Origin of the sequence: Exiguobacterium sp. s75, from assembly GCF_018617145.1 — a bacterium.
GTDB classification, from domain to species: Bacteria; Bacillota; Bacilli; order Exiguobacteriales; family Exiguobacteriaceae; genus Exiguobacterium; species Exiguobacterium profundum.
In genome coordinates, this window is record NZ_JACSJQ010000001.1 from 1,180,056 (window position 1) to 1,205,583 (window position 25,528).

Sequence of the window (25,528 nt, forward strand, 5' to 3'; positions counted from 1 at the left end):
TCCTTAGAATTGCTCGATGAAACGTAAGTCATTTGTGTAGAAATGGCGGATGTCGTCGACGCCGTGTTTGAGCATCGCCATACGCTCCACTCCGATTCCGAATGCGAACCCTGACACGTTTGACGAGTCATAGCCAGCCATCTCCAAGACATGCGGATGGACCATTCCGCCTCCGAGAATTTCAATCCACCCGGTTCCTTTACAAACGTTACATCCTTTCCCGCCACACTTGAAGCAAGAGATGTCGACTTCGACCGATGGTTCCGTGAACGGGAAGAAGCTTGGACGGAGACGAATTTCGCGCGTTTCTCCGAACAACTGCTTCACGAACACTTCGAGTGTCCCTTTCAAGTCAGCCATCGAGATGGATTCATCGACAACCAACCCTTCGATTTGCATGAATTGATGCGAGTGCGTCGCATCGTCTTCATCACGACGATACACTTTACCTGGGCAGATGATGCGAATCGGTTTTCCGTTCGCCTCCAACATCGTGCGAGCCTGTACAGGAGACGTATGAGTACGAAGTAACGTCTCTTCCGTGATATAGAACGAGTCCTGCATGTCTCGTGCCGGATGATCTTTCGGCAAGTTGAGCATTTCGAAGTTGTAGAGATCGGTTTCGACTTCAGGACCTTCAGCAATCGTATATCCGAGTCCAACGAACAAGTCTTCCATCTCGTCGATGATTTGTTGTAAGAGATGACTGTGGCCAGGAGTCGATGTCCGCCCCGGTAGAGTCACATCGAGCGTTTCCGCTTTTAACTTTTCCTCTAATTCAATCGCCTTCACCTCTTCGATTCGAGCATCGAGTGTGCTTTGAATCGCGGTACGAACGGTATTCGCCAACTCACCGATGATTGGACGTTCCTCGGCAGATAATTTACCCATGCCACGGAGCACTTCAGTCATCGGTCCTTTTTTCCCTAAATATTTGATGCGGACGTCATTCAATGATTTTTGTGTGGATGCCTGTTTGATTTCTTCTAACGCTTCCACTTGTAACTGTTCTAATTGTTCTTTCATGTGTTCGCTTCCTCCTCTACATAAAAAAATCCCTTCAGTCGTTGACTGAAGGGACGAATCATCGCGGTACCACCCTACTTGGCCAATTATTCATGGCCCACTTGAGAGCATCGTTATCGTGATGCCAAACCGGTGTTGTCTCCAACACGACTCCAGAGTGAATTCAGCGACGAATCCGGCAAAGGCTCTCAGTCACGGCCCTTGCTCCCTGAACGGAATCGGTCATTCGCTTACTATGTTCTTTCAACGTCATATCTTATTCATCGATGTGTTTAACCTATCACGTTTTTCACGTGCTGACAAGATTATTGTAAAGCGATGCGATACATTAAAATACCGGCAGCGACCGCCGCGTTGAGCGATTCCGCGTCGCCGAGCACCGGAATATGCACACGTGTGTCACAGAGTGCCAATACATCAGCATGAACCCCTTGTGCCTCATTCCCAATGACGAGGGCCACTTTGTCTTCGAATGCAACTTGCTCATACGATGTTGCCTTTGAGAGAGCTGTGCCGTAGACGTGGAATCCATCCTCTTTCAGCTCAGGTAACTTTTCAAGCAAGTCGACCGAGGTCACGTTCACGTGAAACAGTGAACCTTGTGTGGCACGTACGACTTTGGCGTTGAACGGATCGACCGTCCCTTTCCCGAGTAACACCGTATCGAATCCGGCAGCATCTGCTGTCCGAATCATCGTACCGAGATTACCCGGGTCCTGTACTCGGTCTAGTACGAGTACCTTCTTCATTTTTCGTTCCACCGGCGTCATCTTGACAACGGCAAACACGCCTTGGGTCTTTTCCGTTTCGGAAAGAAGGTCCGCAACGTGGTCGGATAACTCGAGGACTGGCATATCTTCAAGTCGCCACGTTCCTTTTGGTGAATACGACTCAGCCATGATGAGTTGGACGAGTCGACCGGCACGAATGGCCTCGTCCACCAAATGTTCTCCTTCTACTAGGAATTGACCCGTTTCTTGACGACCTTTTTTCGTCATCAATCGTTTTAATCGTTTAATCGTCTCGCTCTTCGTAGACGTAATCTTCGTCATATTATCCCTCTTTCAACCATTGGACCGTTTCGTGGTCTAAACGTTTCGTCAATGCGACAACGAGTTGTACCGCTGCCTCGTAATCATCCTTATGGATGATGGACACGTTCGTGTGTAAATAGCGGACCGGCACTGTCAATGCGATGGCCGGCATCCCGATCCCAGAAAGATGGAATCGCCCAGCATCTGTGCCACCGCCTGGCGTTAAGTCCAATTGATATTTGATGTCTTGCTCTTTGGCCACGTCAACGATGAGGTCGACAAGGCGTGGGTTCGTGACGGTAGTCGCATCAAAGAAGATGACTTGAACCCCGTCCCCGAGTTTTGACAACCCTTCTGCTTGGGTCATTCCCGGCGTATCACTCGGAATGCCTGTATCGACAGCAATCGCGACATCCGGGCGAATCAAGTTGGCAGCGGTCACCGCTCCACGTAACCCGACCTCTTCCTGTACCGTCGCTCCTGTATACATGACGCCTGGGAACGATTCTTCCTTCAGACGTTTTGCTGCTTCGATGGCAATCGCACATCCGATGCGGTTGTCCCATGCCTTCGCCATCAAGAAGTTCTCATTTTTCATGACTGTGAATTCACAATGTGGCACGACCGTATCGCCTGGACGAATTCCCCACTCAGCCACTTCGTCTTTCGACGTCGCACCGATATCTAAGAACATATCTTTGATTTCGACGGGCTTCTTCCGTGCCTCAAGCGGTAGGACGTGAGGTGGTTTCGCACCAATGACACCCGGAATCTTTTCACCAGACCGTGTGACTACATCCATTCGTTGTGCCAACAGCACCTGGTTCCACCAGCCACCGAGCGCCTGGAAACGAAGGAAACCGCCTTCTTCCACACGCGTCACCATGAAACCAACTTCATCCATGTGACCAGCAATCATGACACGTGGACCTTCAGCATCTCCGGTCACTTGACCAAATAGACTTCCGAGTCCATCCTGTTCAAACGACTCGACATGCGGCTCGAGGTATTCACGCATCAATTGACGGACTTCTCCCTCATTTCCTGGGACGCCTGTTGCATCCGTCAAACGTTTTAACATATGTAACGATTCATTCATATCAATCCGCTCCTTTTCATTAATATCCTTGATTTTGTCGCTCATGGTTTACTTCATTTTTATTCATGTATGCTAGCAAAATGAGTTGCTCATTAAAACCGAGCGTATGACCAAGTTCGAGATAAGCTGCCATCAGCGTCTCGTACATGGCTTCCGTTTTTGAAAGACCAAAGTTTGTCACTTTTCGATAAATATCTAAAAAAGCATCAGTCGCATCAAGATATGAACTTCCCGCAGGAAACGCATCTCGTTCATACCCGAGCGCAAGACCAAGTGACAATAAGAAATGAATGCCGTCCACATATTCTTCTAAGATCACATCTTGAGGCGACGGTCCTTTCTTCGACCAAAACTTAAAGCTACGTGTTTCGTTAGCCAGTTCACCGAGCTCGACAAGCAGCGCCAGTAACCGTTCATCGAATTGATTGCCGGATAATCCATGTTGTGCTTTGATCCGCTCGTCTAATTCGCGCTGCCGATCAAACAATGTTGTCCAGTTCACCGGATGTTCCTCCTCTATCTCCACTTATAGCAGTACTAAAATCATTAAAGACCAGCCCACTGCTAAAATCAATACTTGTAATTGAAGCAGTTTTGGGGCATGAACCGTCTTCTTCCGAGTCAAATGAAGACCGAACAAGGCACCGATGGCTCCTCCTGCATAGGCGAATAGGACGTTAAAGTCACCTTTTCCTTGCGCATACTGTTTCGCTTGGATGTAGGTGTAAACGTTCAAGACTATGAGCGCTAAGGCGACGATCGCAACAACCGATTGATTCATACGCTTTCCTCCTTCTCTTAATTCTAAGAAATTCTAAAGAAAAAAGAAAGCGCCGAGAGAGTGTCTCGGCGCTGTCGATTGAACGATTACGCGTTCAATTTTGATTTAGCTGTTTCAGCGAGTGACGCGAATGCCTGTGCATCTGTCACAGCAAGCTCAGCAAGCATCTTACGGTTGATGTCGATTCCTGCAAGCTTAAGGCCGTGCATCATACGGCTGTATGAGAGACCGTTTGTACGTGCTGCCGCATTGATACGTGTGATCCAAAGACGACGGAAATCACGTTTCTTCTGACGACGGTCACGGTAAGCGTACATGAGTGACTTCATGACCTGTTGTTTTGCTACTTTAAATAGAATGTGTTTCGAACCAAAGTATCCTTTGGCAAGTTTAATTTGCTTTTTACGACGTTGACGAGTCGTATAACCGCCTTTTACGCGTGGCATATGGATTCCCTCCTAAATTGTTTCTGTATTACTTCGCGATCATGTTGCGAATGCGTTTGAAGTCTCCAGCTGATACGATAGCGCCTTTACGGAGCTTACGTTTCGCTTTAGTCGATTTGTTTGCGAACAAGTGACTTGTGTAAGCGTGTGAACGCTTGAGTTTACCTGATGCTGTACGTTTGAAACGTTTTGAAGCACCGCGGTGCGATTTCATTTTCGGCATGAGTATTTCCTCCCCACTGAGAATCGATAATTAATCTTCTTTGTTCGGAGCCAGCACTAAGAACATGCTGCGTCCTTCCATCTTCGGCTTTTGTTCAACTGTTGCCAAATCGGCACATTCCGCTGCCATTTTGTCCAAAACACGTTTCCCGATTTCCGAGTGTGTGATGGCACGTCCGCGGAAACGAATCGAAGCCTTCACTTTGTTTCCTTTTTCAAGGAACTTGCGTGCATTACGCAATTTTGTTTGGAAATCGTTGTCCTCGATTGTTGGACTGAGACGTACTTCTTTCATTTGGATGACTTTTTGGTTTTTACGCGCTTCTTTCTCCTTTTTCTGGAGTTCGAAACGGTACTTCCCATAATCCATAATTTTAGCGACCGGTGGATTTGCTTTATCTGCGACTAAGACGAGGTCTAGTTCCGCTTCTTCAGCTAAACGTAACGCATCGTTACGTGATGTCACACCGAGTTGTGCACCGTCTGCGCCAATGAGACGTACTTCACGGGCACGAATGTTTTCGTTGATAAAGAGCTCTTTGCTAATGGTTAGCACCTCCATCGTGCGATTGCACGAGATTTAGATTGACAAGACAACATGGCAATAAAAAAAGCGTCGGCAGTTTCCCACCCACACATCAGTTGAGGTCATAAAACGGCAGACGATGCCGAATGAACCAAGAACTTGATGGACCTGCCTGATGACTCTCAGACGAGGTGAAAAGCGGGTGCTTCTGCTTTGTTGTTTTTAATCACTATGTCATCTTAGCACTAGCAGGAAAAGATGTCAAGATATCGCGCATGAATAATTGGTAGCTCACACTTTTATGATGATACCAGTCATTCTCTCGTTTCGCAATACCTTTTCAAAGGGAATAATGAAATATCAAAGGAGGGATCGACATGAACTGGCGAAAAGATGTATCGCGAGAACATGACTACCATGATCAAGTCCAGCAGATTGTCAGTAAGACGATGCAAGCACATGGGCTAGAAGATGAAAAATTACAGGCGGTATTGACAGACTTACTAGAAGAAATGAATCGCATCACTTTAAAAATCGTCGATGACCATGAGTCGGCTCAAAATTATATCCATAAACGGTGGTACTAAAAAAGGGCAGGCGCCCTTTTTTAATACCACTTAGTTTGTAAGTGACTTGAAGAAGTTCCCGATCGCCTCAAACAATCGGGCGAAGAATCCTTTCACCTCTTCTTGTTCGAGGAATGCCTGCACATCTTGACCCGCATCTTTCAATCCACTGCTGATCGCTGACCAATCTAAATTGGCCTGTTGCATGTTTTCGAATAGTGTCGTCAGTTGATCGAGTTGGCCCTCAGACAACTGGACGTTATTTTGGTTCAATACTTGAATGACGATGTCACGGATCTCAATATTTGTCTCCGGCATCTGATTTGCAATTTCCGCTTTAATCTCGTTCATGAGACCTGCTACATCCTCTTGTCCGACCGTCTTACCGATTTCAGACGTAACCGCCAGCTCTTCTTGTGCCAATTCTTTTCGCTCCTCCGACAGTTCAATCCCAGTCTCGGCCGCGGTCTGATCATATGCCTTCATAATTCCCGTCAGAGCCGAGGTGCCCGTCACGTTAATCGGTGAAGTGATATAGATGTCCGCATCCGTCACACCTGCCGTGACGAGGGCGTTCGCATACATATCTTTCGTGACCCATGTCACGTTTTCCGTTTGAATATCAAGACCTGTCCCGTTCGTCAATTTGATTCGGGCAGACGAGTACATGCCGCCTCCACGTTGTGCTTGCGGAACCGAGTCTCCTAAATATTTTTCTTCATCTGCGGCAGTCGTGATAATGGGTTCGATTCCTTCTGGGGCATCCATACGTTCGAGTACCCATTTTTGTTGCTCTGAAGAGAGCGACTCCCCGAGCGTCACAATCGTGTCATTGACGATCGCCTCAGCTCCGACTTTCGGAAGCGCTCCTGTGAACGCAACCGCTCCAATAGTAAGTGCCAATACTGGCTTCATATAATTCATTAAGTATCACTCCTTATGTTTACGATACGTGTAGATGAACAAATACACATCCGTCTATAGACCGAAAAAAACCACCTTTCTGGTTGGAAAGGTGGTCCCTCACTTAACGTGAACGGTTCGCAATCTCATCTGTGAGCGATGCAATGAATTCATCAAGTGAAGCAGAAACTTGTTCCTGCTGACCGTAGCGGCGAATATTGACCGCACGCTCATCCCGTTCTTTATCCCCAAGAACGAGCGTCATCGGAATCTTCTTCATTTGTGCTTCGCGAATCTTATAACCTAGTTTCTCGTCACGGAGATCCGTTTCAACACGGACGCCGCGTTTGACGAGTTCTGCTTTCACTTCTGCGACGTATTCGTCGTGGACGTGTGAAACCGGGATTAACTTGACTTGGACCGGTGCGAGCCATGTCGGGAACGCGCCTTTATACTCTTCAATCAAGTAAGCGACAAACCGTTCCATCGTCGAGACGACACCACGGTGCAACACGATTGGGCGGTGGTCCTTACCGTCTGGCCCAGTGTATGTCAAATCGAAACGCTCCGGAAGCAAGAAGTCGAGTTGGACAGTCGAGAGCGTCTCTTCTTTCCCGAGCGCCGTCCGTACTTGCACGTCGAGTTTCGGTCCGTAGAATGCCGCTTCCCCTTCCGCCTCAAAGTATGGAAGCTCGAGCTCATCCATCGTTTCCTTCAACTGACTTTGTGCCATTTCCCAAATCGCATCGTTATCGAAGTACTTCTCTTTATCAGCAGGATCGCGATACGAGAGACGGAAACGATAATCTTTGATGCCGAAGTCAGCGTATACTTCTTGAATCAAATGAACGATGTCTTTGAATTCTTGTTTCATCTGTTCCGGTGTAACGAACGTATGTCCATCATTCAAGACCATGTAGCGAACACGTTGAAGACCTGTGAGCGCCCCTGACATCTCATAACGGTGCATTCCACCAAGCTCAGCGATTCGAAGTGGAAGTTCACGGTACGAACGTGGCTCATGTTTGTAGATTGTCATATGGTGCGGGCAGTTCATCGGACGAAGGACGAGTTCTTCGTTGTCCATCTCCATTTTCGGGAACATGTCGTCTTGGTAGTGATCCCAGTGTCCAGATGTCTTGTACAAGTCGACCGAACCGAGAACCGGTGTGTAGACATGTTGATATCCGAGTTCGAGCTCTTTATCAACGATGTAGCGCTCGACCGTACGACGAATCGAAGCCCCTTTTGGAAGCCACATCGGAAGCCCCTGACCGACTTCTTGTGAGACGAAGAAGAGGTCGAGTTCTTTCCCGAGTTTACGATGATCGCGTTCTTTCGCCTCTTCAAGAAGACGCAAGTGTTCAGCGAGTTGTTCTTTCGTCGCCCACGCTGTTCCATAAATACGCTGTAACATCTTATTGTCTGAGTCCCCACGCCAGTAGGCACCAGCCACGCTCATCAATTTGAAGATTTTCAACTTCGATGTTGACGGGACGTGTGGTCCACGGCAAAGATCAAAGAACTCACCTTGATGGTAGATTGTCAGTGTTTGATCAGCAGGAATATCCTCGATCAACTCGATCTTGAGCGGGTCTCCCAACTCTTTATAGCGAGCGAGCGCCTCGTCACGAGAAACGACTTCGCGTGTGATTTCCAAGTTCTCATCGACGATGCGTTTCATCATCTTTTCGATTTCAGGAAGGTCTTCCTCATTGATGCGACGATCCATCTCGATATCGTAATAGAATCCGTTCTCAATCGTCGGCCCAATTCCGAGATAGATGTTATTGTCTTCTCCGTATAACCGTTTGATTGCTTGAGCCATCAAGTGAGCCGACGAGTGACGCATCAAATCAAGACCGTCTTCCGAGTCCGGCATCACGAGCTCGATTTTGCCGTCATGTTCGATTGGACGACGGTAGTCGATGAGTTCTCCGTCTAGTTTTGCTGCGATTGCTTTTTTACGGAGTCCCGGACTAATCGAGCCCGCGACGTCTTCTGCTGTGACGCCGGCTTCGAACTCTTTTACCGCGCCATCTGGAAATGTTAATTGAATCATGTACATTTGTCCCCTCTCAAAAATGAATATAAAAAAAGCCCATCCCTCAAAAAGGGACGAGCTTTGATTCTCGTGGTACCACCCTCGTTCCCAAGCAATCTGCTTGGCTCGAACACACGATAACGAGTGTGAATCGCCGCACGATTGACCCGTACGGTGCTCCGAGGGAGTAAATGCATCGTCGTCGTTAGGAAGCTTCCACCGCCCTTCCCTCGCTAAAACTCGTCTCGATGATCCATATCCTCTTCTATGCATCCTTTATATGATTCTTAGTATAGTCAACTCACCAGAGAAAAACAATCCTTTACCGACGCCGATTTTCACCCTTTAACTCAATTTGGGTCGTCGTCGTAGAAATACGTTGCATGAGTCGCTGTGCTTTCATTTTGTTTTGCGGCGAACCATCGATTGAAAAGTGCGTCTCGAGCTCTTCCCCGCTAAAGTTTGAACTGTAGAGCGTCGGTAAGCGATGCATCATCCGATACTGAAGAATGATGCCGAACAATTCATCTCGTACCCACGGACTGATGGCTTCAGCTCCGATGTCATCAATCAATAAGACTGGCACATGTTGAAACGACATCAAGAAAGAGTCGAACGACTCGGTACGGATTTTACGTTTCGCCTCCGACACAAAGCCCGGGGCGTGAACTAAAATCGTCTCGATGTCCGCCACCTTCAACTCATTGGCGATTGCGGCGAGTAAATACGTCTTCCCGACGCCAAAACTACCGTGGAGATAGAGACCGTTCACTTTTTGACGCGCCTTCATCCCTGTCACGAATCGCATCGCTTCACGCAATGCGATTTTACGCGCGTCGTCGGCCCAATCAAATGACTCAAAGCTCGCCTCACGGACTTCTTCCGGTAAGAACAAACTCTTAAACTTACGGTCCATCTCTTTTTGGCGTCTCGCCTGACGATGAGCGACCGTCTCTTCATAGCGAATGGCAATCTGTCCTAGATCGACATAGAGCACCGGTTGATGACCCGGGATGACGGCCTGATCTTCTATGAACGTTTTTCCATCCATCTGTTCCGCGTACTCACTCAGTTTGGTAAACCCGATTTCAATCGCCTTCTCCTCTAACTCTGGATGAGCGTTCAAAAATGCGATGACACCCGGGTGATTCAGTGTACGTCTGCGAATCGACTCGTACGCCTCACGAACTTCTTTTCGGTTCATCAACTGAGACAGCGACTGATTGATTCGTTCCATCCCCTCACCCCTTCTCTTTCAATTCATTTAATAGTTTCACGAGTTCCGCGTCATCCGGAACGGACGACTCAAGTTCCTTTTTCCTCGCTTGGTCGTATGAGCGCTGTTGTTTCGCCTCATCCTCGAGCCACTTCGGCATATCCCCTTGCTGGGGTTTCCGTCGTGACCCGACCGTGGTGCGTTGCACGCTCTCGCGTTTTTGTTGTTTCTTCTCGATGAGCGCATCTTGAGATTCTTCACGCTCTAGCGCTTCTTTTGCGTTCGTATAGCCTGCTGTTTTCCAACTTGTCGCAATGCGCAAGACATAGTTCTCGCTCAGCCGCGTCTGCTTCTTCACTTCGATACAGTAATAGAAGAGCGCATTGATGACCCCTGGCGCGAGACCGAGTGTGTCGACGAGTTCAATGACTAACTGTTCATCACTCTTTGAAAGTTGCGGGGTCTTCCGAAGCGTCGAGACATATTGATGCGGATGTGCGGACTCCATCACCTCAGGGTCATGCAAGTCTCCTAGTTTCGTCTGTTCAAGTTCGACGGTCTTCTCTTTCCGATGGCGCGTCTGTTTCTTTTTCAATTGTAAGACCATTTGACGACACCCGTCCCGCTTCTCTTGCTCACTGAGTGGCAGATACGCCTCATGGACGAAATACTCTTTTAACATCTCAGCCATCGTCTCTTCATCGAGTTGAGACACGTAGGCCAGTTTTGTGATCGTTTCGTCTAATTTTTTCGTGAAAAATCCAACTGGAAAATTCGTCAGTTTTTTCACAATTTCCATATCGAACGAATAGTTGATTTCAATCTTTGCCCGGTCCGGCTTTTCATAATTTTTTTGTGTGAACGCACGATGGTTTACTCCTTTGACATCAAACACTTCATTGAAGTCCTTTGTCACCTCGACGATGCCTGCCGGCAACGGATCAATCGTAAAACGCCCCTGCAATTGTTTGAATCGTACTTCCCCGACTTTATAGAAGAGGAAACTCGACAACAGACCGTCATTCAAAAACGTGTGCGGTGCAAGCGGGACGCGTAACTGATAGACGTATTGTGTCAATCGAGCGTCTTTTGTTTTATAGGTGCGCACTAACCCGATCGCTTCTAAACGGAACAGACTGTCCATTAACTCATTGATAGAGAACTCCAACATCTCACATAATGCACTATGTGACATATAGTTGGATTTCATTTTGCCCGGCTTCAGTTCGCTCCATAACGTTTGATAGAGTGCGAGCGCCTTCACTCCGATGACAGGTTGATATAAGTGGTAAAGGGACTGGTACGATTCACGGTCGACAAGACCGGTACTCATGATTAACAATTCGTCCGTCCCAAAGATTGTACGTTCTTTCTCCATGGCTCTCTCCCTTGAAAAAGGGCGACCAGCAGGCCGCCCTTTAGTTGGTCGAATTTTCTTGCTTCATTAAATCTTCAAGTTCTTTAAAGAACACCGTGATGTCTTTGAATTGACGATAAACCGATGCGAAACGGACATATGCGACTTCATCGACTCGCGCGAGCTCGTTCATCACGAGCTCACCTACTTGTTCACTCGGAATCTCTGACTGGGCGAGGGCACGAAGTTGCTGTTCGACTTTCGTCACAACTCCTTCAAGCTGTTCAAGTGTGACAGGTCGTTTCTCGCACGCCCGAATAATGCCGCGAAGTACTTTTTCACGACTGAACTCTTCACGATTTCCATCTTTTTTAACAATGATGAGCGGTGTCTGTTCAACCGTCTCAAACGTTGTAAACCGATACCCACATTTTTCACATTCACGACGACGTCGAATCGAATAATGGTCTTGCACCGGACGGGAATCGAGCACTCTCGTTCCATTATGATCACATTTCGGACAACGCATGCTCAAACCTCCTTATCGTTCGACTGTTTTATTACCAATGGCACGTAACGGGAATTGTTGTGTGAGCGCCTCGTAGTAGTGCGATACAATTTGAGAAAGGTCTGCACCGAGTCGCTGTTCACGGTTTAATGTAAAATCGACAGCCGTCCGGCCGCCATCCACTTGTACAATCGTGATGAGCCCGTCCCAGCCTTCTCCGAGAAACGAAAGTTCTCCTCGATTCGCATCGATTCGACGAACCGTCTGACCGTTCTCTTGAATTTTTCCTTCTAACCATTGCAACATCGCATGTGACGATGCCGCATAGTAACGTGTTTGGAGCATTTCATTTTTATGTGTATCTTTCGTTTCAATATGTGTTTGTAACTTATCTAACAGTCCCATAATCCACCTCAACGCCTGAGTTATATACGTTAAGCATATCAAAATTAAGGCGACAACAAAACAATTAAAAGGGCTGACCATTAAACGGCCAGCCTCAAAAGGTCAATCTGATTTATTTGCTGATTGCCACTTGCGCTTCCGGAACACGAATCGGTCCCATTCCACGCTCAAGTTTCACATCTTCACGTACTTTTGCATCCAATCCTTCAGCAATATACTGCGATGCTGTAGCCGGATCGATTCGATCTCCACATGTAAACACGTCAACTGACGCATAGCCATGTTCTGGGAAACTGTGAATCGTTAAGTGTGATTCTGAAATGATGACGACTCCACTTACACCGTGTGGCGCAAACTTGTGGAATGCAACTTCGCGGACTTCAGCGCCCGAACGAAGAGCAGCATCGACGAACAAACGCTCGATGTAGTCGATATCATTCAATTTGTCGGGATTGCACTCCCAAAGTTCTGTAATAATGTGACGTCCCATAGTATCCATATTAGTGGATCCCCCTTTACATCAATGGTCTCAAAGTAGTTGATGATCACTCACTTTGTGCCTGAATCGCCCACAACCACGGGGGCAAGTTAGTCCTAAGAGGTCCTAACCCTTTAAGTTGCGTTTGTCAGACCAATTGAAGTTCACGAAATTGAGTGTAACGTGTTTGGGACGTCCTTACAAGACATTTGATAAAAAAATTCAAAAAATATTTTCCTGAACGTAATATTTTTTAGGCGTGTGTTTCTTGCTGACCGATTTGAAGATAGCTGGCCACCATGTCCAACAAGTCCACGACACGGCATGAATAGCCCCATTCATTGTCATACCATGCGAGTACTTTGACATGATTTCCGCCGAGCACCATCGTCGAATCCATGTCGATAATCGACGAGCGATCGTCCCCGTTAAAATCAATAGAGACGAGCGGTTCGTGAGAAACGCCTAAAATACCTGTCATTTCTCCAAACGCTGCCCGTTCAAACGCTTCATTGACTTCATCGACCGTGACATCTCGGTGGAGTTCGACGACCAAATCGACAAGTGATACGTTCGGAGTCGGCACACGGAGTGCCATTCCGTTCAACTTTCCTTGTAGTTCCGGCATCACAAGACCAATCGCCTTAGCCGCTCCCGTCGATGTCGGGATGATGGAACTGCCACACGCGCGCGCGCGACGCAAATCTTTATGCGGGTTATCAATATTGTTCTGATCGTTCGTATAGGCGTGAACGGTCGTAATCAGTCCCGTTTCAATACCGAACGTCGAATGTAAGACCTTCACGACAGGTCCGAGACAGTTCGTCGTACACGATGCGTTTGAGATGATATGATCTTCCTCCGGGCGATAGTCACGATCATTGACCCCCATCACGATCGTTCGTAAATCCCCTTTACCCGGTGCGGTCAAAATCACTTTTTTCGCCCCTGCCTCGAGATGAAGTCGTGCCCCGCTATCAGAGTTAAACTTCCCGGTCGCTTCGACGACGATGTCGATTTTAAGGTCTGACCAAGGCAAGCGTGATGGATCACGTTCCGAAATGAGTTCAATCCGTTTCCCATCGACTTCGAGCGCATCCCCATGCGCACGTACTGTCAATCCGAATGGACCATGAATCGAGTCGTGTTTAATGAGATGCGCAAGTGTTTCCGCCGGATAACTTGCGTTAATCGCCACCACTTCATGACGTCCCTCGAGCATCAATTTTCGAAATACCATTCTTCCGATTCGACCAAATCCGTTAATTGCCACTTTTGTCCCCATGATAGATCCCCCTTTTTCTACATTACGGTTTCATTATAACGGATAGCTGTAAGCGTTTTCACTATGATTCGTCACATTTTTTCCGTTTTTCTTTGTTTATTTTTTGAAAATGAGGGAAATTTCTTGGCGTAACAGACAAGAGAAAGGAGGCGTCATGATGTTTGATTGGGGAGATATCGATAAATTCTTTATTTCGTTCTTTATCATTTTACCGATTGTGACGTTAATTCATGAGCTTGGACACTTCTTCTTCGCAAAGTTGTTCGGCGGCTCACTCGATATGCAAATCGGTACCGGGAAGAAACTATTTAAAGTAGGTCGTTTACAAGTAAATCGTGTTTATTTTTACGATGCATGGTGCCAGTTCACTGATTTAAGATGGAGCAACAAGGTCACCCGTACGCTAGTCTATGGCGGTGGAGCCATTTTCAATTTAGCGAGCATCTTAATCGTCAACGCGTTCATTCTTCGACGAGATATTGAACCGACACTCTATACGTATCAGTTCGCCTATTTCTCATTCTACTATATCTTCTTCTCACTCTATCCCATCTATTATTCGAACGGTCATCCTAGTGATGGACGTGCGATTTATGATACATGGAAAAAAGGGTCTCCAGAATCCGATCCATTAAACTAAAAAGAAGGCGATATCAGTCGCCTTCTTTTTGTATCGTTTGAAACTGTTCGACCAGACGATTGATTTGTGGAGGGAGGTCCCCTAATGCCCCATTATTGTTTATGAGGAAATCCGCCTGGTGCTTTTTATCTTCAATTGGAATCTGTGAACGAATACGGGCTAACGCCTCTTCTTTCGTCAATCCATTCCGTTCCATGAGACGCATCAGTTGAATCTCTTCACGGCAATAGACGACGACGGAATAATCAACCAGATCGAGCATCGTCCCTTCAAACAATAAGGGAATATCAAAAATGACGACAGGTTCCCCCGATGCCTCATACGTTCGCATTTGCTCGTTCATTTCTTCTCGAATCGCTGGATGCATCAATTGATTCAATTGCTGACGTTTTGCTTCATCATGGAAGATTTCCCGACCGAGCGCAGGACGGTTCAGCACGTCGCCCACAAAACATTTTGGAAATGCGGCCCTTACCCCCTCAATCGCCTTTCCTCCTGGTTCAACGACCGTCCTTGCAATCAAATCGGCATCGATAATCGGAATGCCTCGTTCTCGAAACAGTCGCGATACCGTAGACTTCCCGGTTGCAATTCCACCAGTCAATCCAATCTTCAACATACACGTCCACCCCTTAACGTTGTTGACAGTGCGGACAGTAATGCGTACCTCGCCCGCCCAATTTCATCTTTTCAATTTCATGTCCACATCGGCGGCACGGTTCTCCGGTCTGTCCATACACGTAGAGCCTCTCTTGAAACGTTCCTGTGGCCCCATCTGGATTGGCATAACTGCGAATCGTACTACCTCCACGCTCAATGGCCTCAGTCAATACAGCAATGGCTTCAGTCCGCACACGGTCGACTTCTTCGTGTGACAAACTTGCGGCCGGTCGTGTCGGATGGACACCCGCACGAAACAACGTCTCATCTACATAGATGTTACCTAATCCAACAAAGATGGATTGATCGAGGAGGGCGGTCTTAATCGCGCGTGTCTTCATGCGCTCTAAACGTCGGTGTAACACCTCGGTTGTCACACGCTCGTCAAACGGCTCGTACGCAAGTAATGAGAGCGGTGGTGTGGTATGAATCGTTTCATTCGTCCGCAACTCCATCGTACCGAATTTACGGACATCATTATAGTGTAGAGTCGATTGGTCCGTGAACGTAATCACGATATGTGTATGTTTTACCGGTTCTGTAATGGAGTCATAAGGGAAAAACTTCCCTTCCATCCGAAGATGGGAGACGAGATACCCGTTCGTCAATTTGAATAAGATGAATTTCCCCCGACGTTCCACATCCGTAATCGTTTCTCCTATCAAATGGTGAACCCATTCTTCGGGGTCGAGTCCGCGGATAATTTTAGGGTCAAGGACATCGACAGACTGAATCGTTTTTCCTGAAACGGCAGGTCGCAACCTACGACAGACCGTTTCGACTTCTGGTAATTCTGGCATACTGATTTCCTTTCTATCCGTTTATTTCGTGTCAAACCATGTCGTTCCAACCGCTCCGTCCGCACGTAACGGGACATCAAGTGTGACCGTATGTTCCATCGCTTCGGTCACAAGTTTTTCTAATGCTTCCATCTCTTCGGCCGGACCTTCGAATATCAATTCATCGTGTACTTGTAACAACAGCTTAGATTGAAGTTTTGACGTGTTTAACGCATGATCGACATCAATCATCGCTTTTTTAATAATGTCCGCTGCCGTTCCTTGAATCGGTGTGTTGATTGCGGTACGTTCAGCAAACCCACGCAAGTTGAAATTACGAGAATGGATGTCCGGGATGTTCCGGCGTCGTTTCAACATCGTCTCGACGAACCCGTGTTCACGTGCCCGTTCAATCGCGGCATCCATGAACGTCTTCACCCCAGGGAACTGTTCAAAGTACGTATCGATAAAGGTCTGCGCTTCTTTCCGTGTAATCCCTAGGTTTTGTGAGAGTCCATAATCACTGATGCCATAGATGATTCCGAAGTTGACGGCTTTTGCTTGACGACGCATGAGTGACGTAACTTCTTCAGTGGAAACTTTAAACACGTTCGCCGCCGTCGACGTATGAATATCCTCATCGTGAAGGAAGGCTGCCATCATCTTCTCATCTTGTGACATATGTGCCATGATGCGCAGTTCGATTTGAGAGTAATCGACCGCATAAAGTACCCATCCCGGTTCACTCGCGGTAAACGCTTTACGGATGCGACGCCCTTCTTCTAATCGAATCGGAATATTTTGAAGGTTCGGGTTAACCGACGAAAGCCGTCCCGTTTGAGTAAGCGTCTGTGTATAACGCGTATGAATCTTGCCATCATCCTTCACGACTTTCTGCAAGCCCTCGACATACGTGGACTGAAGTTTGCCAAGTTCACGATAATGCATGATTTTCTCAATGATCGGATGAAGCGGTGCCAATTTTTCGAGGACATCCGCTGCCGTTGAGTATCCTGTTTTCGTCTTTTTCACAGGAGGGAGTGACAGTTTTTCAAATAATACGACCCCTAACTGTTTCGGTGAGTTGATGTTGAACGGTTCCCCGGCTAATTCATGAATCGTGACCTCAAGTGCATTTAGACGTTCACGCAGGTCCGTTTCCATATGTTGAAGCGTTTCGACATTTACGTGGATACCAGCCCACTCCATCTCGGCCAATACGGAGACGAGTGGTTTTTCAAGCGCCTCATAGAGTTCTGTCTGTTCATTCTCTTTCAACTCCGAAACAATGCGTTCAAACAATGTGTAGATGGCGTACGCCTTTTCTGCGAGATGAGCATGAAAAACATTCTCTTCCGGCACCTTGATTTTTGCACCTTTTCCGTAGACCGTTTCATCTTCCTCAAGAGGATACGTAAAGTGTGCGGCAATCGAGCTGAGAGACGTCCCACCAGATAGGTTGAGCAAATACCCTGCGACAAGCAGGTCTTCATACCCACGCAGTGCCAATTGGTGACGTTTCAATTGAATAATTGTCTGCTTCGCATCGAGACAAATCGTCGTCTTCGTCTCGTTTTCGATCCATTCCTTGACCCGTTCGTCCTCAAGAAGCGTCACATCTCCAATCGTGACACCTCGTTCCGAAGCGATCGCCACTCCAATCACGTCTTCTTCAAAATAATCATCATTCAGCTGTTCAAGCATTAACACAGCTCGCGATAAATCTTGATCGGCCAACGCGATTGTTGGTCGTTCCGCTTTTTCAACCGGTTCTTCTGAAGAGGTATCCGTCAGTTTGCCGATGAGTGACTTGAACTGTAAATCCATAAATAACGTTTTGACGACCGAAGCGTCATATGGCTTAAAGAGAAGATCATCCATCGTCACATCAATCGGTACATCCGTGTAAATGGTCGCCAACTGTTTCGACATTTTCGCTTCTTGTTCATTCGCCTCTACTTTTTCCTTTTGCTTCCCTTTCAACTCATCCGTATGTTCGTAAAGGGCCTCGACGGTACCGTATGTGGCAATCAACTTCAGTGCCGTCTTTTCCCCGACCCCTGGAATACCAGGAATGTTGTCAGATTTATCTCCCATTAATCCTTTTAGGTCAATCATCTGAATCGGTTGTAGTCCGTCGTAGCGTTCCTTGAACGCGGTCACGGTCATTTTCTCGACGTCGGTGATGCCTCGTTTCGTCAAATAGACCGTCACACGTTCATTGATCAATTGAAGTAAATCCTTATCCCCCGTCACAACCGTCACCTGATCAAAAGTCGGGTCTTTTGAGAGCGTCCCGATGATATCATCCGCCTCGTATTGATCGAGCTCTAAGACAGAGATGCCAAACGCCCGACAAACGTCACGCACGAGCGGAAATTGTTCACGCAATTCTCCCGGTGTCTTTTGACGTCCACCTTTGTATTCCGCGAACGTATCGTGACGGAACGTTTTCTTTGACGCATCGAACGCCACAGCAAAATGAGTCGGTTGCTCATCTTCCATTAGTTTCAATAACATCATCGTAAACCCATACACTGCATTCGTATTCCGACCTGACGCATCCGACATCGGAGGCAGTGCAAAAAACGCACGATATGTTAAGGAGTTCCCATCAAGGACTAGTAGTTTATTCATTCAATCGACCTCCATTCTTCTCTTCAACCATCATACCATACGGGTACATGCGTTCGAAAAAAAAGACCCTTTTCTACGAATAGAAAAGGGCCAAATTCTCGATCGTGTGGAGATGAGCACCGATCGAGTCACGAGATGATGAAGAGGTCTCATTCATAGGATAGCAAGGTTTTGTAAAGTAAATATGAACGAACGATAAAGTCATTGTTAAACCCGAGGGAATGTAATGGTAAACGTCGTTCCTTTGCCTTCCTCACTCTCTACGTCGATCGTGGCATGATGCAAATCGATGATGTGTTTCACGATGGCGAGTCCGAGGCCAGTTCCACCCGAGTTCCGACTTCTTGCCTTATCGACACGATAGAAGCGCTCAAAAATACGACTCACTTCTTTTTCGGCGATCCCGATTCCGTTGTCCTTGACGCGAAGTTTATAGGAATCTGCCATTGCTTCCACGGCGATGTCGACACGACTTCCTTCTGGTGAATAGTTGATGGCGTTGGCGACCAAGTTCATGATGACTTGCTTCATTCGGTTCAGGTCCGCTTGCAAGACGACCGTTCCCTCGTGTTTCGTTTCTAGCTGAATCGACTTCTTGCTCGCCTTTTGACTGAGCAGGAGACAGACCTCATCGACGAGCTGATTCAGATCGACGGACACCAACTCCATTTGGAAGTCATCCCGCTCCAATCTCGACAATTCAAGGAGATCCTCAACAAGCATCTGCATCCGTGTCGCTTCTTTCTGGATGATGTCTAAAAACTGGTCTCGAAGTTCCGGGACTTCTTTCGCCCCATCAAGAAGCGTCTCACTAAACCCACGTATGGATGTGAGCGGTGTCTTCAGTTCATGACTAACGTTCGCCACGAAATCTTTCCGCATCTTCTCAAGTCGTTTCAGTTCCGTGATATCGTTAAACAGTAACGTCGTGCCGCGAAGCATCCCGGTGTCACTGAAAATCGGTGCTGCGGATACCATATACGTTTTTTGATTGAATCCCGTTCGAATCGATAACTGACGGCGGTGGACCTCTTCCGTCAGATAAACGTCTTCGATCAGTGTTTCTACTTCAGGACTCGGTAGAATCCCGTGATAAAATTGTCCAATCGTTAAATCATCGTATTGGAACATTTCACGATAAGAGCGGTTGACCAACGTGACAATCCCTCGCTCGTCGACGAGCAGAAGACCCGCCCCCATATACTCGATTAACGATTCGAGTCTCGCCCGTTGTACGGACTCCCCGAGAGAAATCGACTCCAAATTCCGGGCAAGCACGTTGATTGACCCTGCTAGGCTACCGGTCTCTTCATCATTTCTGAGTTCATACACACGGGCCCGATAATTCCCGTCCGCCAGTTCCCGCAAAACGATCGTCGCCTCATCGATTGGTCGAATAAATTGATTCGTCAAATGTTGGAGCACGAATAAAATTATGAAGAAGGAGAAGAAGAGCGCGAGGGCAATCGTCAACCAGATGCGATTGTACACCCCTTCTAAATCCGATACATAACGGATGAATGTTAAATAGACTGTCCCACCCGTCGCAAGTTCGATCGGTTTTGTGTATTGAATCAACTCGTCCTCATCCGCTTCACCGAACGTCCCTTCCTCAGGGACCATATTCGGATCAATTTTGTAATCGATGGACCCGACGCGAAACGGCGTGCCAGCGATTACCTCCATCCGACTATTGAGAAGGAGAATATCAAAGCTGCTTCCGTCATCGATTTGACCGACATACTCACGAATCTCGTCCAATTCGCCTTCTTCGAGGTAGAGGGCTGCCAATTGAGCATCTTCTTTTAGACGGTCTCGTTCAGAATCCAGATAAAAGTCTTTGAAGAGTTGCCCAAGGACAATCCCGAGCGTCAACAAGACACCGGTCACAAGAAAAATGAGAGTCGTCATAAATCTAGAGCGATACGTCTTCATTCCGAAGTCGGCTCCTCCATCTTATAGCCAAGACCACGAATCGTTTTAATATAGGTCGGTTTCTTCGTTACCGGTTCAATTTTTTCACGAAGGTGACTGATATGGACATCAACAATCCGGGTATCACCTACAAAGTCATAATTCCAAATGGCCGATAACAATTGGTCTCGCGTCAACACGCGTCCTTTATTTTTCGCCAAATAGGCTAACAATTCGAATTCTTTCGGCGTCAACTCGAGGCGCTCTCCTTGCTTGAACACTTCGTAGTTTGAAGTGACGATTTTAACATCTCCGATTTGAATGACGTCCTCTTCAACCGCCGATTCTTGCGGGGCAGAACGTCTAAGAATCGCTTTGACGCGCGCGACTACTTCACGTGGGCTGAACGGCTTCGTCAAATAATCGTCCGCTCCGAGCTCGAGCCCCAATACTTTGTCAAACTCATCATCTTTTGCCGTGAGCATTAAAATCGGTGTATTGACTTTTTGCTGACGAAGTCGTTTGCACACTTCAAGTCCATCCATCTCCGGGAGCATCAAATCGAGCACAATGAGCACGGCGTCCTTTTTCTCAGCCAATTCCAATCCGGTTTTGCCGTCGTGCGCCGTCTCTACTTCAAAGCCAGCTTGTTCTAAATTAAATTTCAATAATGTCGCAATCGACACTTCATCGTCGACAACAATTACTTTATCAGCCACACTGCTTCCTCCTCTTAAACCATCAAATGTCACTTTCTATTTTACAAATCAATGCTTGAAACGACCAACCTCAAAGCAAATCTTTACAAAAACAAAACAAATCCACTTTCAGTGTAGCATGTTCGATAAGAGAGAAGGCGCAAAAAAGGTGCCTCCTGCAACATGACAGGAAGCACCTCAAACTTATAAGACGCTTAATACCGAGCGGACAGAATCCGCAGACCTCGATAGCGCTGCTTTTTCTTCATCCGTCAAGTCGAGCTCTAACACTTGCTCAATTCCATGTTTACCAAGAATCGTCGGGACGCCAAGATACAAATCATGGAATCCGTACTCTCCCTCAAGGTATGCGATGGCCGGTAAGATTCGACGCTGATCTTTTACAATCGCCTCGACCATCTCCACGATGGCAGCGGCTGGCGCATAATACGCCGAGCCATCGCCCAGTAGTTGGACAATCTCGCCGCCACCTTTTCGTGTCCGTTCGACAATTTGCTCGATTCGCTCATGTGGGATGAGTTTTTCGAGCGGAATGCCTCCAGCGTACGAATAGCGTACGAGAGGCACCATATCGTCGCCATGACCTCCAAGGACGAATCCGGATACGTCTTTGACAGAAACATTCAGCTCTTGTGCCACAAACGTTCGGAAGCGAGCCGTATCCAATACACCGGACTGACCGATAACGCGTTCTTTCGGGAACCCTGATTCTTTGAACGCCGCGTACGTCATGGCGTCTACTGGGTTCGTCAATACGATCAGGATGGCGTCTGGAGAGTAACGGGCAATCTCTTTCACAACCGAGCGCATGACGTTTGCGTTCGTTGCGACGAGGTCGTCCCGGCTCATCCCCGGCTTGCGAGCGATTCCCGCGGTAATGACAACCACATCGGAATCGGCCGTGTCCGCGTAATCAGACGTACCTGTGACCCACGAATCAAACCCTTGAATCGGTGCCGTTTCTTGCATGTCGAGCGCTTTCCCTTTCGTCGGTCCTACTTTTTCTTCCATATCGAGCAGTACGACATCCCCTAGCTCACGTTGAGCCAAGTACAGTGCAGTCGTTGCACCGGTGAAGCCACTTCCAATAACAGAAATTTTGTTACGACGAATCATGAGCTCTCCTCCTCGGTCGTCTTACATGTTTTTAATCAATTCATCCGCGAACTCTGAACATTTCACTTCTGTCGCTCCGTCCATGAGACGTGCGAAGTCGTATGTGACAACTTTCGAAGCGATCGTTTTCTCCATTGAGTTGATGATGAGGTCAGCCGCTTCGTTCCAGTTCATGTGGCGGAGCATCATCTCACCTGAAAGAATGACTGAAGAAGGGTTTACTTTATCGAGACCCGCGTATTTCGGAGCTGTACCGTGTGTCGCTTCGAAGATTGCGTGTCCTGTGATGTAGTTGATGTTCGCACCAGGCGCGATCCCGATTCCACCTACTTGAGCAGCAAGTGCATCTGAGATATAGTCACCGTTCAAGTTCATCGTCGCAACGACGTCGAACTCACGTGGACGTGTCAAAATCTGCTGGAGGAAGATATCAGCGATTGAATCTTTGACGATAATTTTCCCTTCAGCTTCCGCTTTCGACTGAGCTTCGTTAGCAGCTGCTTCACCAGATTCTTCTTTGATGCGGTCGTACTGTGCCCATGTGAACACTTTGTCACCGTATTCCGCTTCAGCGAGTGCATAACCCCAGTTTTTGAAGGCGCCTTCTGTGAACTTCATGATGTTCCCTTTGTGGACGAGCGTTAAAGATTTACGGTTGTTCGCAATCGCATATTCAATTGCTGCACGAACCAAACGTTCTGTTCCTTCAGAAGAAACTGGCTTGATTCCGATTCCAGATGTTTCTGGGAAACGGATCTTGTTGACGTTCATCTCGTCTTGCAAGAATTTGATGAGTTTTTTCACTTCGTCGCTTCCTGAAGCGTACTCGATTCCAGCATAGATATCTTCAGTATTTTCACGGAAGATGACCATATCTGTATCTTCAGGACGTTTTACTGGTGATGGAACACCTGTGAAGTAACGAACTGGGCGAAGGCATGTATATAAATCGAGTTCTTGGCGAAGTGCGACGTTCAATGAACGAATTCCTCCACCGACCGGAGTCGTAAGTGGTCCTTTGATGGCGATCAAGTACTCACGAATTTGATCAAGTGTCTCTGTTGGGAGCCATTCGCCTTTTTCGTTATATGCTTTTTCCCCAGCATATACTTCCATCCATTCGATTTTCTTGTCGCCGCCGTATGCTTTTTCAACCGCAGCGTCAAATACGCGAACAGCCGAATTCCAAATGTCAGGACCTGTTCCGTCACCGATAATGAATGGTACGGTCGGTACGTTTGGTACGTTCAATACACCGTTTTCAACTGTAATCTTTTGTCCTTGTGTCAACATAATGAATCCCCCTAAGTACATTACTGTAGGTCGACGCGTACGCCGACCTACGTCACTTGTTAGTTTACCAAACTTTTGTCTAAAATGTGTCTCGAATTAACGTTCGTTTACCGGAACATATTTACGGCTCGTCTCACCGACATATTCCGCACGTGGACGAATCAAGCGATTGTCCGCATATTGCTCGAGAATGTGCGCAATCCAGCCAGACATACGAGATACGGCGAAGATTGGTGTGAATAAATCTTCTTCGAGACCGAGCGCATAATAAGTTGAAGCTGAATAGAAATCGACATTTGGTTTCAAACCTTTTTCCGTTTCGACAAGATGGTCGATTTTCTCAGACATCTCATACCATTTCGGTTCGCCGATTTGAGCAGTCAACTGACGGCTCATTTCTTTCAAATGTTTCGCACGTGGGTCGCCATCCTTGTAAACGCGGTGACCGAAGCCCATGATCTTCTCTTTGCGCTCGAATTTGCCACGAACATATTCTTCAACACGGTCGACCGAGTCGATTTCGTGCAACATTTTCATTACCGCTTCGTTCGCACCACCGTGAAGTGGCCCTTTGAGTGCCCCCATGGCCGCCGTGACACCTGAATACATATCTGAAAGCGTCGCTACACAAACGCGAGCAGTGAATGTCGAAGCATTCAACTCGTGGTCTGCGTGTAAGATGAGCGCTTTATCAATCGTCTTTTCTGCTACATCGCTCGGCTCTTCACCGTTTAGCATGTATAAGAAGTTCGCAGCGTAAGAAAGACCTGGTTTCGGTGCGACCGGCTGCTCCCCTTTACGAAGACGGGCGAATGCCGTCACGATTGTAGCGACTTGTGCTTGTAGGCGAATCGCTTTACGCATGTTGGCCTCGTCACTCATGTCTTCAGATTCCTCATCATATAGAGCGAGTTGCGAAAGTGCCGTACGAATCGTCGCCATTGCATTGGCTGATTTCGGTGCACGTCTTAACGTATCAATCACCTCTTCAGGCAATGTCGCTTCTTTTACAAGCGCATCTGAGAGCGCTGTCAATTCCTCTGCATTTGGTAAGTGGTCGTTCCACAATAAGAACACTACTTCTTCGAATGTGGCGTTGTCCGCTAAATCATCAATGGTGTATCCTCCGTAAGTCAATTGTCCGTCAATAATTGAGCTGACTTTTGAGGCTGCTGCCACAATACCTTCTAACCCTTTTGTCGTTGACATTCATAACTCCCCCTCAGTCTTGAATAAAGTGGTCGACCGTAAAAACAGTCTGTTTATAGGGAATAAGGATACGGGACGGGTTGTTCCCCTGCATTCACCCAGTCTCCGTTTACCCTGTCCTTTATATAGTATAAACAATTTACTGCAAAAAAGAAATGTAAGCGGCTTCAGTTGTCAGAAAATATCAAAACCATTTTTCAATAACTTGATATCCACCTAAAATCAATGCCGCGATACCAGCTCCGACAAGCGGTCCAACGGGAATCCCTTTCATGAATCCAACCGCTAGAATCGTACCTGCGAGGAGTGCCGTGGTGACGACCGGGTCGACACGCATCAGTTGTACACCTTGCCCCGCAGCAATGGCAACGAACATCCCTGAGGCAAATGCGACAATCCCGACCGGCCCTTTAATACTATTCCACAATTCTTTAAACCCGATATCGCCGGTCGCAATTGGGACGAGAACTGCGATCGTAATGATTGTCACACCCCAGCTGATTCCTTTCGATGCAAGTGTCGGAAATAACTGGTCTCCGAATCCGATTGCTTTGATGATCAACAAGACGCTACTTGCGATAATGACAGATTGGTTATTTGAAATGACACCGATTAAGACAAGCATCAATAAAAATAGATATGCACTCATACGTATTCCTTTCTTT

The 25,528-nt window shown here is 47.3% G+C and carries 27 protein-coding genes; 2 read left to right on the plus strand and 25 right to left on the minus strand.

The annotated features are described in order from the left end of the window. Window positions 1–3: 3 nt before the first annotated feature. From pheS to infC, 8 genes are all read right to left on the minus strand, one after another. Window positions 4–1,026, minus strand: a complete 1,023-nt coding sequence (gene pheS, locus KNO68_RS06115) for a phenylalanine--tRNA ligase subunit alpha (protein ID WP_215112223.1) — start codon at window positions 1,024–1,026, stop codon at window positions 4–6. A 305-nt stretch (window positions 1,027–1,331) separates the two neighbouring features. Then, a complete protein-coding gene (locus tag KNO68_RS06120) occupies window positions 1,332–2,078 on the minus strand; it encodes a TrmH family RNA methyltransferase (protein ID WP_031423182.1) in 747 nt (248 codons plus the stop codon). A 1-nt stretch (window position 2,079) separates the two neighbouring features. Continuing rightward, the gene (locus tag KNO68_RS06125) at window positions 2,080–3,159 is read right to left on the minus strand and encodes a M42 family metallopeptidase (RefSeq protein ID WP_078147180.1); all 1,080 of its coding nucleotides are present in this window, start codon (window positions 3,157–3,159) and stop codon (window positions 2,080–2,082) included. A 19-nt stretch (window positions 3,160–3,178) separates the two neighbouring features. Continuing rightward, window positions 3,179–3,661: a dUTP diphosphatase gene (locus tag KNO68_RS06130; protein ID WP_214730471.1), complete on the minus strand. Its 483-nt coding sequence runs from the start codon at window positions 3,659–3,661 to the stop codon at window positions 3,179–3,181. A 24-nt stretch (window positions 3,662–3,685) separates the two neighbouring features. Further along, window positions 3,686–3,940, minus strand: a complete 255-nt coding sequence (locus KNO68_RS06135; protein WP_031423177.1) for a membrane protein — start codon at window positions 3,938–3,940, stop codon at window positions 3,686–3,688. An 86-nt stretch (window positions 3,941–4,026) separates the two neighbouring features. Beyond that, the gene (rplT, locus tag KNO68_RS06140) at window positions 4,027–4,386 is read right to left on the minus strand and encodes a 50S ribosomal protein L20 (RefSeq protein WP_012726696.1); all 360 of its coding nucleotides are present in this window, start codon (window positions 4,384–4,386) and stop codon (window positions 4,027–4,029) included. Window positions 4,387–4,414: 28 nt separating this feature from the next. After that, complete coding sequence (gene rpmI, locus KNO68_RS06145; protein ID WP_012726697.1) at window positions 4,415–4,609, minus strand: 50S ribosomal protein L35; 195 nt, start codon at window positions 4,607–4,609, stop codon at window positions 4,415–4,417. Between the two features lie 30 nt (window positions 4,610–4,639). Beyond that, entirely contained in the window at window positions 4,640–5,170 is a 531-nt protein-coding gene (gene infC, locus KNO68_RS06150) for a translation initiation factor IF-3 (protein WP_012726698.1), read from the minus strand. Between the two features lie 341 nt (window positions 5,171–5,511). Between infC and KNO68_RS06155 the strand changes: the two genes are divergently transcribed. Beyond that, the gene (locus tag KNO68_RS06155; RefSeq protein WP_012726699.1) at window positions 5,512–5,721 is read left to right on the plus strand and encodes a hypothetical protein; all 210 of its coding nucleotides are present in this window, start codon (window positions 5,512–5,514) and stop codon (window positions 5,719–5,721) included. A 30-nt stretch (window positions 5,722–5,751) separates the two neighbouring features. On the opposite strand, the gene KNO68_RS06160 is transcribed toward KNO68_RS06155, so the two are convergent. The 8 genes from KNO68_RS06160 to KNO68_RS06195 all read right to left on the minus strand — a co-directional run bounded on the left by KNO68_RS06160 (window position 5,752) and on the right by KNO68_RS06195 (window position 13,896). Continuing rightward, window positions 5,752–6,624 (minus strand): DUF1002 domain-containing protein, encoded by an 873-nt coding sequence (locus tag KNO68_RS06160; RefSeq protein ID WP_214730470.1) that lies wholly within the window; start codon window positions 6,622–6,624, stop codon window positions 5,752–5,754. 103 nt (window positions 6,625–6,727) lie between these two features. Next, window positions 6,728–8,671, minus strand: coding sequence for a threonine--tRNA ligase (gene thrS, locus KNO68_RS06165; protein ID WP_012726702.1), 1,944 nt, complete (start codon window positions 8,669–8,671; stop codon window positions 6,728–6,730). 298 nt (window positions 8,672–8,969) lie between these two features. Next, the gene (gene dnaI / locus KNO68_RS06170; RefSeq protein ID WP_078147182.1) at window positions 8,970–9,884 is read right to left on the minus strand and encodes a primosomal protein DnaI; all 915 of its coding nucleotides are present in this window, start codon (window positions 9,882–9,884) and stop codon (window positions 8,970–8,972) included. Window positions 9,885–9,888: 4 nt separating this feature from the next. After that, the gene (locus KNO68_RS06175; RefSeq protein WP_012726704.1) at window positions 9,889–11,241 is read right to left on the minus strand and encodes a DnaD domain protein; all 1,353 of its coding nucleotides are present in this window, start codon (window positions 11,239–11,241) and stop codon (window positions 9,889–9,891) included. Window positions 11,242–11,281: 40 nt separating this feature from the next. Beyond that, window positions 11,282–11,749: a transcriptional regulator NrdR gene (gene nrdR / locus KNO68_RS06180; protein WP_012726705.1), complete on the minus strand. Its 468-nt coding sequence runs from the start codon at window positions 11,747–11,749 to the stop codon at window positions 11,282–11,284. 12 nt (window positions 11,750–11,761) lie between these two features. Next, complete coding sequence (locus tag KNO68_RS06185; protein WP_031423166.1) at window positions 11,762–12,133, minus strand: hypothetical protein; 372 nt, start codon at window positions 12,131–12,133, stop codon at window positions 11,762–11,764. Between the two features lie 112 nt (window positions 12,134–12,245). After that, window positions 12,246–12,632, minus strand: coding sequence for an adenosylmethionine decarboxylase (gene speD / locus KNO68_RS06190; RefSeq protein ID WP_012726707.1), 387 nt, complete (start codon window positions 12,630–12,632; stop codon window positions 12,246–12,248). 232 nt (window positions 12,633–12,864) lie between these two features. After that, complete coding sequence (locus KNO68_RS06195; protein ID WP_078147184.1) at window positions 12,865–13,896, minus strand: glyceraldehyde-3-phosphate dehydrogenase; 1,032 nt, start codon at window positions 13,894–13,896, stop codon at window positions 12,865–12,867. Between the two features lie 157 nt (window positions 13,897–14,053). Between KNO68_RS06195 and KNO68_RS06200 the strand changes: the two genes are divergently transcribed. Beyond that, the gene (locus KNO68_RS06200; RefSeq protein WP_012726709.1) at window positions 14,054–14,536 is read left to right on the plus strand and encodes a site-2 protease family protein; all 483 of its coding nucleotides are present in this window, start codon (window positions 14,054–14,056) and stop codon (window positions 14,534–14,536) included. Between the two features lie 13 nt (window positions 14,537–14,549). Here KNO68_RS06200 and coaE read toward each other — a convergent pair whose 3' ends face one another. From coaE to KNO68_RS06245, 9 genes are all read right to left on the minus strand, one after another. Beyond that, the gene (coaE, locus tag KNO68_RS06205; protein WP_012726710.1) at window positions 14,550–15,155 is read right to left on the minus strand and encodes a dephospho-CoA kinase; all 606 of its coding nucleotides are present in this window, start codon (window positions 15,153–15,155) and stop codon (window positions 14,550–14,552) included. Window positions 15,156–15,168: 13 nt separating this feature from the next. Continuing rightward, complete coding sequence (mutM, locus tag KNO68_RS06210) at window positions 15,169–15,996, minus strand: bifunctional DNA-formamidopyrimidine glycosylase/DNA-(apurinic or apyrimidinic site) lyase (protein WP_078147185.1); 828 nt, start codon at window positions 15,994–15,996, stop codon at window positions 15,169–15,171. A gap of 21 nt (window positions 15,997–16,017) precedes the next feature. Continuing rightward, window positions 16,018–18,612, minus strand: a complete 2,595-nt coding sequence (polA, locus tag KNO68_RS06215; RefSeq protein WP_078147186.1) for a DNA polymerase I — start codon at window positions 18,610–18,612, stop codon at window positions 16,018–16,020. Between the two features lie 207 nt (window positions 18,613–18,819). Next, the gene (pnpS, locus tag KNO68_RS06220) at window positions 18,820–20,547 is read right to left on the minus strand and encodes a two-component system histidine kinase PnpS (RefSeq protein WP_078147187.1); all 1,728 of its coding nucleotides are present in this window, start codon (window positions 20,545–20,547) and stop codon (window positions 18,820–18,822) included. Beyond that, the gene (locus KNO68_RS06225) at window positions 20,544–21,245 is read right to left on the minus strand and encodes a response regulator transcription factor (protein ID WP_074036521.1); all 702 of its coding nucleotides are present in this window, start codon (window positions 21,243–21,245) and stop codon (window positions 20,544–20,546) included. Before KNO68_RS06225 ends, pnpS begins: the two co-directional genes overlap by 4 nt. 183 nt (window positions 21,246–21,428) lie before the next feature. Next, the gene (gene mdh / locus KNO68_RS06230; protein WP_215112224.1) at window positions 21,429–22,361 is read right to left on the minus strand and encodes a malate dehydrogenase; all 933 of its coding nucleotides are present in this window, start codon (window positions 22,359–22,361) and stop codon (window positions 21,429–21,431) included. Window positions 22,362–22,382: 21 nt separating this feature from the next. Then, a complete protein-coding gene (icd, locus tag KNO68_RS06235) occupies window positions 22,383–23,651 on the minus strand; it encodes an NADP-dependent isocitrate dehydrogenase (protein WP_215112392.1) in 1,269 nt (422 codons plus the stop codon). A 99-nt stretch (window positions 23,652–23,750) separates the two neighbouring features. Beyond that, entirely contained in the window at window positions 23,751–24,863 is a 1,113-nt protein-coding gene (citZ, locus tag KNO68_RS06240) for a citrate synthase (protein WP_214683969.1), read from the minus strand. A 184-nt stretch (window positions 24,864–25,047) separates the two neighbouring features. Then, entirely contained in the window at window positions 25,048–25,512 is a 465-nt protein-coding gene (locus tag KNO68_RS06245; protein ID WP_012726718.1) for a DUF441 domain-containing protein, read from the minus strand. Window positions 25,513–25,528: the final 16 nt, after the last annotated feature.